Here is a 13,838-nt window from a genome sequence, read left to right as displayed (position 1 = left end):
CCCATGACCCAACGACCTAGAATCGCCATGGTGCTCGGCGACCCCGCCGGCATCGGCCCCGAACTGATCGCCAAGCTGCTCGCGGACCCCGATACCGCGGCACGCGCCGATATCCTGCTGATTGCCGATCGCGACGAATGGCGTCACGGCATGCAGGTGGCCGGTGTTGACATCGCACTGCGCGAAACCGATTCGCTGGTGTTCGCCGGCAATGACAGCAACAACGCGGCGCGCCTGTTCCACTGGCAACTCGACGGCAAGCCCGCCTACCAGCGCGGCATGGCCAGCGCCGAAGGCGGGCGCTACAGCCTCGGCACGCTGGCACTGGCGCTGGAACTGGCCGACGCCGGCAAGGCCGATGCCATCCTGTTCGGCCCGCTCAACAAGAGCGCGCTGCACGCCGCCGGCATGGGGCATAACGACGAACTGCACTGGTTCGCCGAGAAGCTCGGCTACCAGGGCGCATTCTGCGAGTTCAATGTGCTCGATGGCCTGTGGACCTCCCGCGTGACGTCGCACGTGGCGCTCAAGGACGTGCCCGCCATGATCAACCGAGCCAGCGTGGGCGACGCCATCGACCTGATCGACCAGGCCCTGCGCGGCGCCGGCATGGCCCGCCCGCGCATTGCCGTGTGTGGCCTGAACCCGCACAACGGCGACAACGGCGCCTTCGGACGCGAGGAGATCGACATCATCGCGCCGGCCGTGGCCGACGCACAGGCGCGCGGCGTGGCGGCCGATGGCCCGTTCCCCGCCGACACCATCTTCCTCAAGGTGCAGGGCGGCCCGGCGCAGCGGCAGTTCGACGCCATCGTCACGATGTATCACGACCAGGGCCAGATCGGCATCAAGCTGATGGGTTTCTCGCGCGGGGTCACCGTGCAGGGCGGCCTGCCGGTGCCGATCACGACGCCGGCCCACGGCACCGCCTTCGATATCACGCAGCAGGGCCGCGCCGACCTCGGCGCCACGCTGCAGGCTTTCCGCATCGCCTGCCAGATGGGCAGCAGCCGCGCGGCCCGCAGAGCCGACTAAGCCCACCAAGCCCACTAAGTCCGCCGCCCATTCGCCACTGGCAACCAAACCCACGGAGACTCTCTTGAAAATCACCAACATCCGCGCCCGCGTCTTTGAATGGAAGGGCAAGACCGTGCCCCCGCAGGCCCACTTCTGCACCAACGCCACCGACATCCTGTTCGAGCGCGGCGACGCCATGGGCTCCTTCCGCTTCCACGGCTGGCTGGTGGTGGAGGTCGAGACCGACACGGGCCACGTCGGCATCGGCAACTGCGCGCTGGCGCCGCGCGTGGCCAAGGAAATCATCGACCAGTACCTGGCCCCGATCGTGCTCGGCCAGGACCCCTTTGACAATGAATACCTGTGGCAGAAGATGTATCGCCGCACCCACGCCTGGGGCCGCAAGGGCATCGGCATGGCAGCGATCTCGGCAGTGGACATCGCGCTGTGGGACCTGATGGGCAAGGCCGTGGGCAAGCCGGTGTTCAAGCTGCTGGGCGGGCGCACCAAGGAAAAGATCTGGTGCTACGCCTCCAAGCTCTACAACAACGATGACCGCGACGCCTTCCTGGCCGAGGCGCAGAGCTATCTCGACCAGGGCTTCACGGCGATGAAGATGCGCTTCGGCTACGGCCCGAAGGATGGCCCCGCCGGCATGCAGAAGAACATCGAGCAAGTGCGCCTGCTGCGCGAGCTGGTGGGCGACAGCGTTGACATCATGCTGGAGTGCTATATGGGCTGGACGCTGGAGTACGCCCGCCGCATGATTCCGCGCCTGGCCGAATTCAACCCGCGCTGGCTGGAAGAACCGGTGATTGCCGACGACATCGAAGGCTACGCCGAACTCAAGAAGATGAGCCCCTTCCCCATCTCCGGCGGCGAGCACGAGTTCACCTCCTACGGCTTCAAGGACCTGCTGGAGCGCCGCGCGGTGGACGTGATCCAGTACGACACCAACCGGGTTGGCGGCATCACCGCCGCGCAGAAGATCAACGCCATGGCCGAGGCCTGGTCCGTGCCGGTCATCCCGCACGCGGGCCAGATGCACAACTACCACCTCACCATGGCCTCGACCGCTTCGCCGATGTCCGAGTTCTTCCCGGTGCACGACGTGGAAGTGGGCAATGAGCTGTTCTACTACATCTTCAAGGGCGAGCCGGCGCCGGACAGGGGGTATCTGCAACTGGACGATAACTTGCCGGGGTTGGGGCTGACGTTGAACGAGGAGTATTTCGGGGAGTTCGAGATTATTGAGTGAGGACGAAGCCGTCTGAGCGGCGCCCGATCGCATCGGACAAACGGCTTGCGCGCTCCGGCAAGCCGCTGTTGCGAACGATGCGTCAGAAGACATGCCGAAGCCCGACCATCGCGCCCACCTTGCCACCCGCTCTTCCTTGCGACTTGATCAGCGGGTATCCGAGCGTCATGCGGTTGTAGTCGGCTTCGAGATAGACATCCGTGCGCTTGGAGAAGCGGTAGCCGGCGAAAAGATAGACGGCCGAGCGCCGGCCGCCCGGATCCTTCTGCTCATCATGGAATGCGCCCAGGCCGACTAGCCAGGCGGGTGACAACTGATAGCTGACGCCCCCGATGATGACTTCGTTTCGCGTGCCAGTGGCGCTGTAGCGGTTGGAGAGGTATCCGGCAGTCGCTTTCAGGCGGCCGCTCGCGTATCCGGCCGTAGCGCCCACGGTCTTTCTTGCCTGCACGCCATTGGCACTTCGGGCCTGCTGGTAAAACGCACTCGCCTGGAATTTCTTGTCATCGTAGCCAAGGCTGATCCCGGTGCTGGCGTTGGCGCGCGTGTTGCCGGGCATTTCACCAAAGGCGTGGTGCGCGGCCAGCTTCCAGCTGCCGGCCTTTCCTTCGTATTTGAGCGCATTGTCTTGCCGGCTACCGGTATAGACGCGAGCAATCGCCAGCGTGTCCAGGTTCGGGTTGCCGAAGATCTGCGCGCCTGCCATCGCCTGATAGGCCACGCCATACTGACGGCCCAGGGTGATCGCGCCGTAACGGCTTTGCATGCCGACAAACGCCTGCCGGCCGAACAAGCGGCCCGTGCCACCAGATGACGCTTGACCATAGCCCGCGACGGATGACTGCAGGGCAGTTCCCGTGCCGAGGTCAAAGCCCCCTTCCAGCACGTAGACCACTGCAGTCCCTCCGCCGAGATCCTCTGCGCCCCGCAGTCCGAATCGCGACCCGTTCAGCGCGCCCTCCGATAGTTCGAGCTTGCCGTCCCTGGCCGTATTGGCGTTGGTCGCGTACCGGATGCCGGCGTCGACGACGCCGTACAGCGTCACGCTGGATTGGGCATGCGCGGCGCACGCCATCAGTGTCGAGATCGCACCGAGCGACGTGTGTCTTGCGACGCGCATGGCGAGCCGGTATTGGTTCATTTGTCCCCCGTGGTCAGGTTTTGTAAGGCCATGTTGCAAGGCCATGCTGTGAGGCAAGGAGGTGCGCGAATCGTGCGATGCACCGATGTGCCGGGGCTGGCGCCGCGCACCGGGAGTTGGCGGAGTCAGTCGGCGGTCATGCCGGACGCCTGAACCACTCGCTTCCATTTGGCGACATCGGCGCTCACGAGCGCGCCGAGTTCCTGTGGCGTGCTGGTCTGCACGTAGGCGCCCTGCTCCGCGATCTTGTCCGCGACCGCCTGGTCGCGCAGCGCTGCATTGAGCTCGGCATTCAGCCTGGCGACGATTTCCGGGGGCGTTCCCGCCGGGGAGAACATGGCATACCATTGATCCACCGAGACATCGATCCCCAGTTCGTTCAGTGTCGGTGTGTCCCTCAGCAACGGCGTGCGCTTGCTGCTGGCCACGGCGAGAACGCGAACCTTGCCGTTGCGGATCTGCGGGTAGGCGGTGAACAAGCTCGGGAACATGATCTGCGTATTGCCGGCAATCGTGTCGACCAGCGCAGGCGCCGAGCCTTTGTAAGGCACGTGCACCATCTGCGTCTGCGTGGCGAGCCTGAATAGTTCCGCCGTGGCATGGGGAGCGGTGCCGTTGCCCGCGGAGGCATAGTTCAGGTTTGCATTCTTGTCGCGTGCCAGGTCGATCAGTTGCCGCATATCGCCGGCTTTCACCATGGGGTTGACGACAACCAGGGTGGGGGAATTGGCGACCATGCCGATCGGCGCGAAGTCCTTGACGGGGTCGTAGCGCAGTTTCTGGAGCGCCGGGTTGATCCCATGCGTCGCGATGTATCCGAACAGGATGGTATGCCCGTCCGGCCTGGCCCGCGCAACATACTCGGATGCGATCGCGCCGTTGGCGCCGGCACGGTTTTCCACCACCACGGGCTTGCCGAGCGACACGCTCATGCGCTGGGCGATCACGCGCGCCATGGCATCGTTGGCGCCACCCGCCGAGGTTGGAACGACGATCGTAATGTTCTTGTCGGGGAACGCGTGCGCCACGCCGACGGTGAGGGCCAGCGCGATGGCACAGGCATGCCTGAAGGTACAAATCATGATGGTCTCCTGATGTTTTTTGTCGTGATGCGAAGCAGATCGAAGCACCCTGGACGTCAGCCCAGCACTTCGTCGGGAACGGACAGCATGCCTTTCATGATGCGTCTGGCGGTGCGCACGAGCCCGATGCGGCGCAAGGGCGACGGGCCGCCATCGCGCTCCAGCTCGACGTTGACTTCGATGCTGCCGGCGGGGTGATGCACCACGATGCGGCCTTCCGGCGAGGGCGTCGAAGCGAGCCCGTTGGCTACGGTCCCTGGCACGCAATAGGCCGCCGCAATGCCGACGGCACCTGTCACGGCGTGTGCCACGTGGCAATGCGAAGGGGTGAAATAGCGCGACGTGATCTCATTCGCCCCGCCGTGGCGGCTGACGAGAACAGGCTTCGGAATGACGCTGTTGCTGACGTCGCCCAGCCCCATCCGGCGACCCGCCTCCCTGCGCAACGACTCCAGCCGCGCGAGCATCGCCTGATTGGCATCGAGCGCCGCGGCTGTTTCGTCGCCACGCACGCCAAGCGAGGCCGCATGAACGACAACGAGAGGCATGGCGGCATCGATGCAGGTAACCATGACCTCGTCGATCACGTCGATCGTGTTCCCGGTCGGGAACATGGCGCCGGTCACGCGCCCCCATGCATCCAGGAAGTTCAGCATGATCGGGGCCGCGGTCCCGGCAACCCCGTCAATCCGCGTATCGCCGGCATAGGTCACCTGGCCGCCCGGGGTCTGGACCACGGCTTCGACGACTGACGAGGTATTGACGTTGAAGATGCGGATGGTGGTCGCGCACTGGCCAGCCTGCACCAAGCCCTCCTCGATGGCAAATGGCGCCACGGCGGCTAGCATGTTTCCACAGTTGGGACGGGTGTCGACCCGACTCCTGTCGACCGCAACCTGCGCAAACAGATAATCTATGTCGCATCCTGGCCGATGCGAGCGCGATACGATCGCCGCCTTGCTGGTCAGCGAACTGCCACCACCAAGCCCATCGACCTGCAACGCATGGGGCGAGCCCATCGCCGATAGCAATACCTGATCCCGCCTGGCCGGGTCATCGGGCAGCCAGTCCGCACGGAACAAGGGTCCGCGGGAAGTACCGCCACGCATCAATACACAGGGAATGTCTTTGCTCATGCATTTATGATGTCCTTCAGGTAATAATTTGTATATTGCAATCCCGGGAGACATCGTTGCATGGCACGCATCAATTTCGATTTGCAGGAACTGCAGGCATTCGTGGCCGTAGCGGACCGGCTGTCATTCCGTGCGGCCGCGGACGACCTCCACCTTTCGCCGCCGGCACTGAGCCGGCGCATTGAAAAGCTCGAAGGCATCCTGGGGGTCAAGCTATTCGAACGCAGCACGCGTCACGTTGCATTGACGAACGTCGGACGCCTGTTCCTGGATCACGCACGGGCGGCACTCGAGGAGCTTGAGGGAGGGGTGCTGAACATCACGGACCTTGCCGCGCAACGCAGCGGCCTGGTGACGGTGGCCTGCGTGCCGTCCGCCGCGTACTACTTCCTGCCATCGGTAATCCTGCGATTCGCGCAGCGCTACCCGCGCATCCGGGTCCGTGTACTGGATGAGAGCGCCAACACCGTGCTGAATGCCGTCATCACCGGGCGCGCGGACTTCGGCATCAACTTCATCGGAACGCAGGAGCCGGACGTCGCCTTCGAAGGGATCTTCAGCGAAAAGTTTGTGTTGGCTGTTTGCCATACGCATCCGCTTGCGCGCCGCAAAAGCGTAAGGTGGTCGGAGCTGGCCGACGAGCGGTTCATGACTGTCGATCGCTCCAGCGGCAATCGCGTACTGATTGACTCTGCCTTGGCAAACTGCGAACGCAGGCCGACAAGCTTTTTCGAGGTGGCGCATGTGTCGACGCTGCTCGGGCTGGTCGAAGCCGGGCTGGGCGTCGCCGCGGTGCCGCGCCTGGCCCTGCCCGTGAAGGCGCATGCCACATTGCGCGGCATCCCGCTGGTCGAGCCCGAGGTATCGCGGACCCTGGGCCTGATCACCCGGCACAGCGTACCGCTCTCGCCCACGGCCAAAGTGCTTCGCGACATGGTGCAGCAAACCGCCAGGCGAGCGCTATAGGGCGGCAGGCCATCCACACGATGGCCCACCGGACATCATTGTGCGCGCACTAGCGCGCATCAAAAGTGCGCTGTGTCCGATGCGGCCACGACATAGTTGTTCGATTCGGTTTGTTTGCAGTGCACTGTTAGTGCAAAATACATACCCAGTATCTGCATGGAGATCGTCGCTCATGTCCGAAACCACCTTCACCTTCCGCGTTGACGATACGCTAAAAGCACTTTTCACCGAGGCTGCGAAGGCCCATGACCGGCCCGCATCATTGTTGCTTCGTGATTTCATGCGCGACTATGTCAAGCGCAGCCAGGACGAGGCGGCTGACCATGACGCTTGGTTCCGCAAGGAGGTGCAGGCCAGTCTTGAAGACGCGCGTCCAAGCATCGAAGACGATGAGGCTCGCCGGATTTTCGCGAAGCGTCGTGACGCGCTGCTTCGCAGGACCAAGGCTACCGGGTGATGCGGCTACGCTGGCAGCCAGCGGCGCTTGAAGATCGAGCGGCAATCATGGATTACATCGGTGAAGACAATCCTGCTGCCGCGGTGGAGTTGGATGAAGCTTTTGAAGCCCTCGCGGATCAGGTCCGGCAGCGGCCAGAGTTGTACAAGGCTGGCAGAGTCGGCGGCACCAGAGAGTGCGTGGTGAGATCGAACTACATCATGGCCTACCGCATTGCGGACGATAGCGTGGAGATATTGCGTGTATTGCATGCCGCGCGACGGTGGCCCAACACGACAGGCCGTGGCGGCGTGCGATAGCCACGGATCCATGGATCGATCAGCCCCTAGGCGTGCGCATTGACCCTGTGCTGGCCGCCTCCCCTTCACCCTCCCGCCTTCACCGCCACCGCCTGCAGCAACGCCCGTACCAGCGCCTGCAGCGGCTCGCTATGCTCCGTGCGCCGCAACCACATCGCGCCCACCGCGGGCAAGTCCCACGTGAGCGTATGCGGCAACACAGCCGCGCTGCCGGTGGCCGCGAGTTCGGCCGCCACCGCGCGCGGCACGATGGTGATGGCGCGTGGCTGGTTGCGCATCAGCGTGGCGATGGTCTTGATCGAATAGGTTTCCACCATTGGCGTGGGCGGCACCGCGCCGGCGGTGGCGAACAACGTGTTGATGGTGCGCCGGATCGGCGTGTGCGCGGGCGGCAGGATCCAGTCCAGCGCCGCCAGGCGCTGCCAGTCCAGCTTGCCGCGCGCTAGCCTCGCAGCGGCGTCCACAGGTACCACCAGCGCCGGTTCCTCGCGGTAGAGCGGCGTCTGCGCGATGTCGTCGCCCGGCGCGTAGAAGGACCGCGCGACGACGCAATCGAGCTCGTGCGCGCGCAGCGCCGCCACCAGTTCATCCGTGGTGCCCTCGCGCACCAGCACCGCCACGCGCGGCTGCTGCTGCAGGCCGTGCGAGCAGGCCGCGTCCAGCACCACCGGCGCCACATAGGGAATCACGCCGATGCGCAGCCGGCCATGCAGTCCGGCGCCGATCACCGCCAGCTCCCGCCCCAGCGCCTCCGTATCCGCCATGGCCAGCCGCGCATGCGCTAATACCGCCGCGCCGGTGCCCGTGGGCTCCAGTCCCCGGCGCGAACGCACGAACAGCGGCACCATGAAGATCTCCTCGATCTCCCGCAGCGCCTTGGTCACGGCAGGCTGGGTCAGGTCCATCTCGGCCGCCACGCGCGAGACCGAGCGCTGGCGGTCCAGCGCCAGGAGCAGCGCGAGGTGCTTCAGGCGCAGGCGCGAGATGAGGTTGTGCTGGAGTTTGTCGACTGGTGAAGGCAATGAAAGTCCTGGGCCTGAGCGCGTTGCAAGCCTTTGATTTTACTAGAGCACTTTTGAACCACCGGGACAGGCACCGGCAGCGTACGTGCGGTAGCGCGCGGACCGCGGTCGTGACGTTGTAGCACAATGTCTGGCGGATCCCGGCTGGACCTCAGCGCCGAAATCGTCACTTCTATGAGAAGACACGATGAACAGGGTCACAGGCCACCTGGCCGTCCTCCTCGCATTGAGCCCGTTTGTCATTCCTGGTGCACAGGCGTCCGACATCGTCTGTCAAACAGCGCCCCGTACGGCCCCTGCCGGCTGCCAAGGCCCGGCCGCAAGCCACGAGGCATGCGCGCGGCAAACAGACCATCGCCCACGCGCGGCGCGGCTCATCTGCGATTACGCCCTTCTGTCGATTGGCTATGAGCGCATCTATGCCGAGCAGCAACGGCTGCTACACGCAGGTGCAATTCGCAAAGCAGACGTCATAGCCTGGCGCAAGAAGCGGGATGCTTGCGACTCCGTGCACTGTCTTGACGGTGTCTTCGCACAATGGCCGCAGCACGATGCCAGGCCGAAGTCAGCCCGGGACGCCAATCGCTCCGGCAAGCAGCACGAGAAGCTGGAAGCGCATAACAGCCCACGACGCGGCGAAGCAGCAAGGCCAATGCCGCTCAGACAGAATCCGCCAGCACCGGCGCAGCCGATGGCCGCTCTGCACAACGCGCCACCAGCCATGACCGCCACCACCACGGACGTATCGTTCCTCACTTCGCCCGCGGTCGCCGCTGCGCCCCCACTCGCCAAGAAGCCGGCTTCCGGCCCCAAGGGCACGCTTGGCAACCTGGCCTGGTTTAGCGCGCTCGGCATGAGCCTGGCCTACCTGCTCAAACGCGGACGGGACGGGCGCTTGCGCAAAGTGGTTGCGCAGTGCCGGAGCACGCCGGCACCCATGCTGGTGTTGTACGCGTTAATTGTTGTGAATGTCCTGCTTCTGCTCTTCGCGTTGGCGAAGGGCTAGTCCGAGTGCGGCCATGACCCGCGCCATGCATAACCAATTCGTTATGCAACAATAATTTTTTGACCAAAAACAGTTATCCGGTGACCTTATACTCCCAGGCACCAACCCCAATTCGGCTTGCGTTGCGCGCTTGGGCGCCAGCGCGTTTCGCCACCCTGCCCGATCCGCCACGGAGTCTCCATGTTCACCACCCGCCCGGAAATCGTCGGTACCTTTGGCGTGGCCTCGTCCACCCACTGGCTGGCCTCGCAAACCGCCATGAGCGTGCTGGAGCGCGGCGGCAACGCGTTCGACGCGGCCGTTGCCGGCGGCTTTGTGCTGCAGGTGGTGGAGCCGCACCTGAATGGACCGGGCGGGGAGGTGCCCATCCTGCTGTGGAGCGAGCGCGAACGCGCGGTGCGCTCCATCTGCGGGCAAGGCCCCGCGCCCGCGTTGGCCGACCCGGCCGCGATGCGCGCCATGGGACTGGACCTGGTGCCCGGCATCGGCCTGCTGCCCGCCACGGTGCCCGGCGCCTTCGGCGCGTGGCTGACTATGCTGCGCGACCATGGCACCTGGACGCTGGCGGATGTACTGGCCCCCGCCATCGGCTATGCGCGCGACGGCTTCCCGCTGGTGCCGCGCATCTCGCAAGCGATCGTGGCGGTGCGCGAACTGTTCCAGAACGAATGGCACAGCTCGGCGGCCGTCTGGCTGCCTGATGGCCGCGTGCCCCGCCCGGGCAGCCTGCATACGGTGCCTGGCGTGGCACGCACCTATACCCGCATCGTCGAGACGGCCGAAGCCGCCGGCGGCACGCGCGAGCAGCAGATCGACGCCGCGCTGGATGGCTGGTACCGGGGCTTCGTCGCCAAGGAAATCGACAGCTTCTGCCGTACCCAGGCGGTGCGCGACACCACCGGCGAGCGGCATAAAGGACTGCTGCGCCATGAAGACATGGCGCGCTGGACGCCCACCGTGGAAGCGCCCGCCACGCTGGACTTTGGCCGCTATACGGTGGCCAAGTGCGGCATCTGGAGCCAAGGCCCGGCGTTCCTGCAGCAACTCGGCATGCTGCGCCACGCCGATCTCGCCGCGCACGCACCCACCTCGCCCGAGTTCGTGCACCGCATTGCCGAGGCGGCCAAGCTGGCCATGGCCGACCGCCTGGCGTGGTACGGCGACCCCGGTTTTGGCGATGCGCCGCTGGCCGGCCTGCTCGATCCCGGCTACCTTGCCGCGCGCGCGCGCCAGATCGGCGAACGCGCCTCGCTCGACATCCTGCCGGGCACGGTCGGCGGCCGCGCGCCACGCCTGCCTGACCTCGGCGCGGCGGAGCGCACGCTGCGCCACGCCGATGTGCGCTTCGGCGTGGGCGAGCCCACCTTTGCGGCCATGCCGCCGGTAGCGGAATGGGCCGAGCGCGAGATCTTCGTCGGCGACACCTGCCACATCGACGTGATCGACCGCGAGGGCAACATGGTCGCGGCCACGCCATCGGGCGGCTGGCTGTCGTCCAGCCCGGTGATTCCCGAGCTGGGCTTCGCGCTCAATACCCGCCTGCAGATGACCTGGCTGGAGCCGGGCCTACCCAACACGCTAGCGCCGGGCAAGCGCCCGTGCACCACGCTGTCGCCCTCGCTCGCGCTGCGCGACGGCGAGCCTTATATGGTCTTCGGCACCCCCGGCGGCGACCAGCAGGACCAATGGTCCGTCGCTTTCTTCCTGCGCCACGCCGTGCACGGCATGAACCTGCAGGAAGCCATCGATGCGCCGGCCTGGCATGTCGATCATTTCCCCGGCTCGTTCTGGCCGCGCTCGGTGGTGCTCAACCGGCTCAGCGTGGAGTCCCGGCTGCCCGAGGACACCATCGCGGCGCTGCGCGCGCGCGGCCATGAGGTCAAGGTAGGCGAGCCCTGGTCGGAGGGGCGGATGTCCGCCTGCACGCGGGAGCGCGATGCGCAGGGGCGGCTGGTGCTGCGCGCCGGCGCCAATGCGCGTGGCATGCAGGGATATGCCGTGGGCCGCTGACGGTGCATTGGTGCATTGGTCTGCTGGACCCGACTTGCAGGATCGAATCAAACCGGATCGCACCGTGCGGTTCGCATAGCCATCGGAGAAGGAAAGAGATGAAAGCCGTTTTGAAGCGCTGCCTGCTGGGCCTTGCCACGTTCTCGCTGTTTGCCGCCGCCTCGGGCGCCGGCGCCGCCGATCCCTTCCCGCAAAAGCCCATCACGCTGATCGTGCCGTGGGCCGCCGGCGGCTCCACCGACATCCTTGCCCGCGTGCTGTCAGAGCACCTGACCCGCTCTCTCGGCCAGCCGGTGATCGTCGACAACAAGCCCGGCGCCTCCGGCAACATCGGCTCTGCCATGGTGGCGCGCGCCAAGCCCGACGGCTACACGCTGCTGGTCGGCTCCATGAGCACGCACGCAATGAACCCCGCGCTGATGCCCAACATGCCCTTTCGCGGCGTGGAGGACTTCACCCCGCTGGGCCTGCTGGCCTTTGTCACCAACACCATGGTGGTCAACCCATCGGTGCCCGCGCACAACGTCAAGGAGCTGATCGCCTACGCGCGCGCCAACCCCGGCAAGCTGGCCTATGCCAGCGCCGGCCCTGGCTCCACCAACCACCTGAGCGCGGTGCTGTTCGAAAAGATGGCCGGCGTGCAGATGCTGCATGTGCCCTACAAGGGCGGTGCGCCCGCCGTGGTCGATACCGTGGCCGGGCAAACGCAATTGCTGTTCTCCGCCGGCACGCAGACCCTGCCCCACGTCAAGGCCAACAAGCTGCGCCTGCTCGCCGTGACCGAAGCCAAGCGCTCGCCGCTGCTGCCCAACGTGCCCACCGTGGCCGAGACCGTGCCCGGCTACGAGCTGTCCGTGTGGTACGGCGCCTTCGGCCCGGCCGGCATGCAGCCAGCGCTGGTGGCACGCCTGAACCAGGAGATCAACCGCATCATGTCGCTGCCGGACGTGAGGGAAAAGATGAACGCCATCGGCGTGGAAACCGCCACCTCCACGCCCCAGCAGTTCGGCACCATCCTGCGCCGCGACGCGGACCGCTATGGCAAGTTGATTCGGGACCTGGGCATCAAGGGAGAGTGAAGCCGTGACCGATATCGTGAATGATGCCGCGCCCTCCGTCGTGACCTTGCCTGTGGCGTTGCTAGCCTCGCTATGCGACACGCTGGCGCGCGCAGCCAAGCCCGCCAACGCCTTCGATGCGATCGGCAGCGCCACTGCCGCGCTGCTGGGCCCGGGGCTGCTCACCATCAATGCCTACCTGCGCGCCAGCTCCGAAGTGGTGCGGCTATGGTCCTCCGACACCGCCGCCTACCCCGTGGGCGGTCGCAAGTACAAGGCTGACACGCCGTGGACACGCAGGGTGCTGCATCAGGGCGAGGTCTTCGTGGGCGAAGGGGACGCGGCGCTTGAGGCCGTGTTCGACGATATCTCGACGATTCGCGGGCTTGCGCTTTCGGCAGTGGTCAATGTACCGGTATGCGAGCGCGGACAATGCGTGGGGACGTTCAACTTCCTTGCGGCGCGCAGCGCGTGGACGCAGAGCGAAGTGGCCGTGTTGCGCTTGCTCGCGCAGATGGTGGCCCCGGCGGTGATGGCGGCTAGCCCGGCGGTGCATGCAGAGTGCTGAGACGGGACGTCCGGCATCCGCCTTGCCGACCAGCGAAGCATCTTCTGTCGACATCCGGAGCGTTGCAAGGCCCTGACGGAGATCCCTGCAAAGCTCCAGAAGCCAGATCATGCTCCAGTCAGTTAGCTGCGACCAGCTTCTGATACGCAAGGAACAACTCGTCCGCGGTAGCAAAGCCATCGATCCGCAGCCATGGATTACCCGGCGCCGCACGCAGGAATACCACGGGACTGTGGTTCATCTTGTCCTCGTGATAGACGTTGAACGCGCGCTGCGTGGCGACGCTCGCGGCAACAGCGCCGGTGTAGTGCTGCCATTCGGGACCCGCTCCGAACTTCGTCGCGTACTCCCGCAGGCGCGATGGCGTGTCCTGCTCCGGGTCGATCGAGATCGACACCATGTGCACCTTGTCCCTGTTCGGCCCAAGCTCGCCCTGCAATTGCGAGAGCGTCTGACTGATCACCGGGCAAACGGAAGTGCAAGTGGTATAGATGAACGTCAGGACCACGGGGCGGCCGTCGTCCAGTTCATCCTTCAGGGAGACGGCACGGCCATCGTCTCGTACCAGCGTCACGGATGGCAGTGAGTAGGCCGCGGTGGATGTGCGCGTGTCCCGCATCATGTGGTGATGCGCATGCGGATCGGCGCCGTCGTGCGCCAGCGCATACGGCATCACCGCCGCGATCGTGCTCCCGGCCACAAGGGCCGATACCAGCGCCCTGCCCCATCGTACTTTGAACGCGTTCATGGAAACCTCCTTCAGCAATTGTCGACACGCCGCGTGAGCGGATCTTGGCATTCCGCCCATCCCTCCGGAT

The 13,838-nt window shown here is 65.5% G+C and carries 14 protein-coding genes; 9 read left to right on the top strand and 5 right to left on the bottom strand.

The annotated features are described in order from the left end of the window. The first annotated feature begins 3 nt into the window (after nt 1–3). Both A9975_RS23445 and A9975_RS23440 read left to right on the top strand, forming a co-directional pair. The gene (locus tag A9975_RS23445) at nt 4–1,035 is read left to right on the top strand and encodes a 4-hydroxythreonine-4-phosphate dehydrogenase PdxA (protein WP_183034904.1); all 1,032 of its coding nucleotides are present in this window, start codon (nt 4–6) and stop codon (nt 1,033–1,035) included. Nucleotides 1,036–1,099: 64 nt separating this feature from the next. Beyond that, the gene (locus A9975_RS23440) at nt 1,100–2,275 is read left to right on the top strand and encodes an L-rhamnonate dehydratase (protein ID WP_183034903.1); all 1,176 of its coding nucleotides are present in this window, start codon (nt 1,100–1,102) and stop codon (nt 2,273–2,275) included. 82 nt (nt 2,276–2,357) lie between these two features. On the opposite strand, the gene A9975_RS23435 is transcribed toward A9975_RS23440, so the two are convergent. The 3 genes from A9975_RS23435 to A9975_RS23425 all read right to left on the bottom strand — a co-directional run bounded on the left by A9975_RS23435 (nt 2,358) and on the right by A9975_RS23425 (nt 5,634). Beyond that, entirely contained in the window at nt 2,358–3,416 is a 1,059-nt protein-coding gene (locus A9975_RS23435; RefSeq protein ID WP_183034902.1) for a porin, read from the bottom strand. Nucleotides 3,417–3,541: 125 nt separating this feature from the next. Next, the gene (locus tag A9975_RS23430) at nt 3,542–4,498 is read right to left on the bottom strand and encodes a tripartite tricarboxylate transporter substrate binding protein (protein WP_183034901.1); all 957 of its coding nucleotides are present in this window, start codon (nt 4,496–4,498) and stop codon (nt 3,542–3,544) included. Nucleotides 4,499–4,554: 56 nt separating this feature from the next. Further along, entirely contained in the window at nt 4,555–5,634 is a 1,080-nt protein-coding gene (locus tag A9975_RS23425; RefSeq protein ID WP_183034900.1) for a 4-oxalomesaconate tautomerase, read from the bottom strand. Nucleotides 5,635–5,694: 60 nt separating this feature from the next. Here A9975_RS23425 and A9975_RS23420 point away from each other — a divergent pair, with 60 nt between their 5' ends. The 3 genes from A9975_RS23420 to A9975_RS23410 all read left to right on the top strand — a co-directional run bounded on the left by A9975_RS23420 (nt 5,695) and on the right by A9975_RS23410 (nt 7,356). Beyond that, nucleotides 5,695–6,600, top strand: a complete 906-nt coding sequence (locus tag A9975_RS23420) for a LysR family transcriptional regulator (protein WP_183034899.1) — start codon at nt 5,695–5,697, stop codon at nt 6,598–6,600. A gap of 172 nt (nt 6,601–6,772) precedes the next feature. Further along, nucleotides 6,773–7,057 (top strand): hypothetical protein, encoded by a 285-nt coding sequence (locus tag A9975_RS23415; RefSeq protein ID WP_183034898.1) that lies wholly within the window; start codon nt 6,773–6,775, stop codon nt 7,055–7,057. Next, the gene (locus A9975_RS23410) at nt 7,057–7,356 is read left to right on the top strand and encodes a type II toxin-antitoxin system RelE/ParE family toxin (protein ID WP_183034897.1); all 300 of its coding nucleotides are present in this window, start codon (nt 7,057–7,059) and stop codon (nt 7,354–7,356) included. The genes A9975_RS23415 and A9975_RS23410 overlap by 1 nt, the downstream gene beginning before the upstream one ends. Before the next feature lie 65 nt (nt 7,357–7,421). Here the strand turns inward: A9975_RS23410 and A9975_RS23405 are convergent, their stop codons facing one another. Further along, nucleotides 7,422–8,378 (bottom strand): LysR family transcriptional regulator, encoded by a 957-nt coding sequence (locus tag A9975_RS23405; RefSeq protein WP_183034896.1) that lies wholly within the window; start codon nt 8,376–8,378, stop codon nt 7,422–7,424. A gap of 187 nt (nt 8,379–8,565) precedes the next feature. Here A9975_RS23405 and A9975_RS23400 point away from each other — a divergent pair, with 187 nt between their 5' ends. From A9975_RS23400 to A9975_RS23385, 4 genes are all read left to right on the top strand, one after another. Then, entirely contained in the window at nt 8,566–9,384 is an 819-nt protein-coding gene (locus A9975_RS23400) for a hypothetical protein (RefSeq protein ID WP_183034895.1), read from the top strand. A 180-nt stretch (nt 9,385–9,564) separates the two neighbouring features. Then, nucleotides 9,565–11,394 (top strand): gamma-glutamyltransferase family protein, encoded by a 1,830-nt coding sequence (locus tag A9975_RS23395; protein WP_183034894.1) that lies wholly within the window; start codon nt 9,565–9,567, stop codon nt 11,392–11,394. 98 nt (nt 11,395–11,492) lie between these two features. Then, complete coding sequence (locus A9975_RS23390) at nt 11,493–12,473, top strand: tripartite tricarboxylate transporter substrate binding protein (RefSeq protein WP_183034893.1); 981 nt, start codon at nt 11,493–11,495, stop codon at nt 12,471–12,473. A 4-nt stretch (nt 12,474–12,477) separates the two neighbouring features. Continuing rightward, nucleotides 12,478–13,020: a GAF domain-containing protein gene (locus tag A9975_RS23385; RefSeq protein WP_183034892.1), complete on the top strand. Its 543-nt coding sequence runs from the start codon at nt 12,478–12,480 to the stop codon at nt 13,018–13,020. A gap of 118 nt (nt 13,021–13,138) precedes the next feature. Here the strand turns inward: A9975_RS23385 and A9975_RS23380 are convergent, their stop codons facing one another. Continuing rightward, a complete protein-coding gene (locus tag A9975_RS23380) occupies nt 13,139–13,768 on the bottom strand; it encodes an SCO family protein (RefSeq protein ID WP_255503400.1) in 630 nt (209 codons plus the stop codon). Between the last annotated feature and the right edge of the window lie 70 nt (nt 13,769–13,838).

The sequence above is a fragment of the Cupriavidus sp. UME77 genome, from assembly GCF_014170355.1.
Lineage (GTDB): Bacteria > Pseudomonadota > Gammaproteobacteria > Burkholderiales > Burkholderiaceae > Cupriavidus > Cupriavidus basilensis.
Note: the sequence above shows the minus strand (reverse complement) of the source record. Positions and strands in the feature narration are given on the sequence as shown.

What these genes read in the sequence shown, in the direction of transcription:
- A9975_RS23380 (WP_255503400.1), bottom strand. Translation starts at nt 13,768, where the DNA reads ATGAACGCGTTCAAAGTACGATGGGGCAGGGCGCTGGTATCGGCCCTT.
- A9975_RS23415 (WP_183034898.1), top strand. Translation starts at nt 6,773, where the DNA reads ATGTCCGAAACCACCTTCACCTTCCGCGTTGACGATACGCTAAAAGCA.
- A9975_RS23420 (WP_183034899.1), top strand. Translation starts at nt 5,695, where the DNA reads ATGGCACGCATCAATTTCGATTTGCAGGAACTGCAGGCATTCGTGGCC.
- A9975_RS23435 (WP_183034902.1), bottom strand. Translation starts at nt 3,416, where the DNA reads ATGAACCAATACCGGCTCGCCATGCGCGTCGCAAGACACACGTCGCTC.
- A9975_RS23390 (WP_183034893.1), top strand. Translation starts at nt 11,493, where the DNA reads ATGAAAGCCGTTTTGAAGCGCTGCCTGCTGGGCCTTGCCACGTTCTCG.
- A9975_RS23445 (WP_183034904.1), top strand. Translation starts at nt 4, where the DNA reads ATGACCCAACGACCTAGAATCGCCATGGTGCTCGGCGACCCCGCCGGC.
- A9975_RS23425 (WP_183034900.1), bottom strand. Translation starts at nt 5,634, where the DNA reads ATGAGCAAAGACATTCCCTGTGTATTGATGCGTGGCGGTACTTCCCGC.
- A9975_RS23430 (WP_183034901.1), bottom strand. Translation starts at nt 4,498, where the DNA reads ATGATTTGTACCTTCAGGCATGCCTGTGCCATCGCGCTGGCCCTCACC.
- A9975_RS23400 (WP_183034895.1), top strand. Translation starts at nt 8,566, where the DNA reads ATGAACAGGGTCACAGGCCACCTGGCCGTCCTCCTCGCATTGAGCCCG.
- A9975_RS23395 (WP_183034894.1), top strand. Translation starts at nt 9,565, where the DNA reads ATGTTCACCACCCGCCCGGAAATCGTCGGTACCTTTGGCGTGGCCTCG.
- A9975_RS23410 (WP_183034897.1), top strand. Translation starts at nt 7,057, where the DNA reads ATGCGGCTACGCTGGCAGCCAGCGGCGCTTGAAGATCGAGCGGCAATC.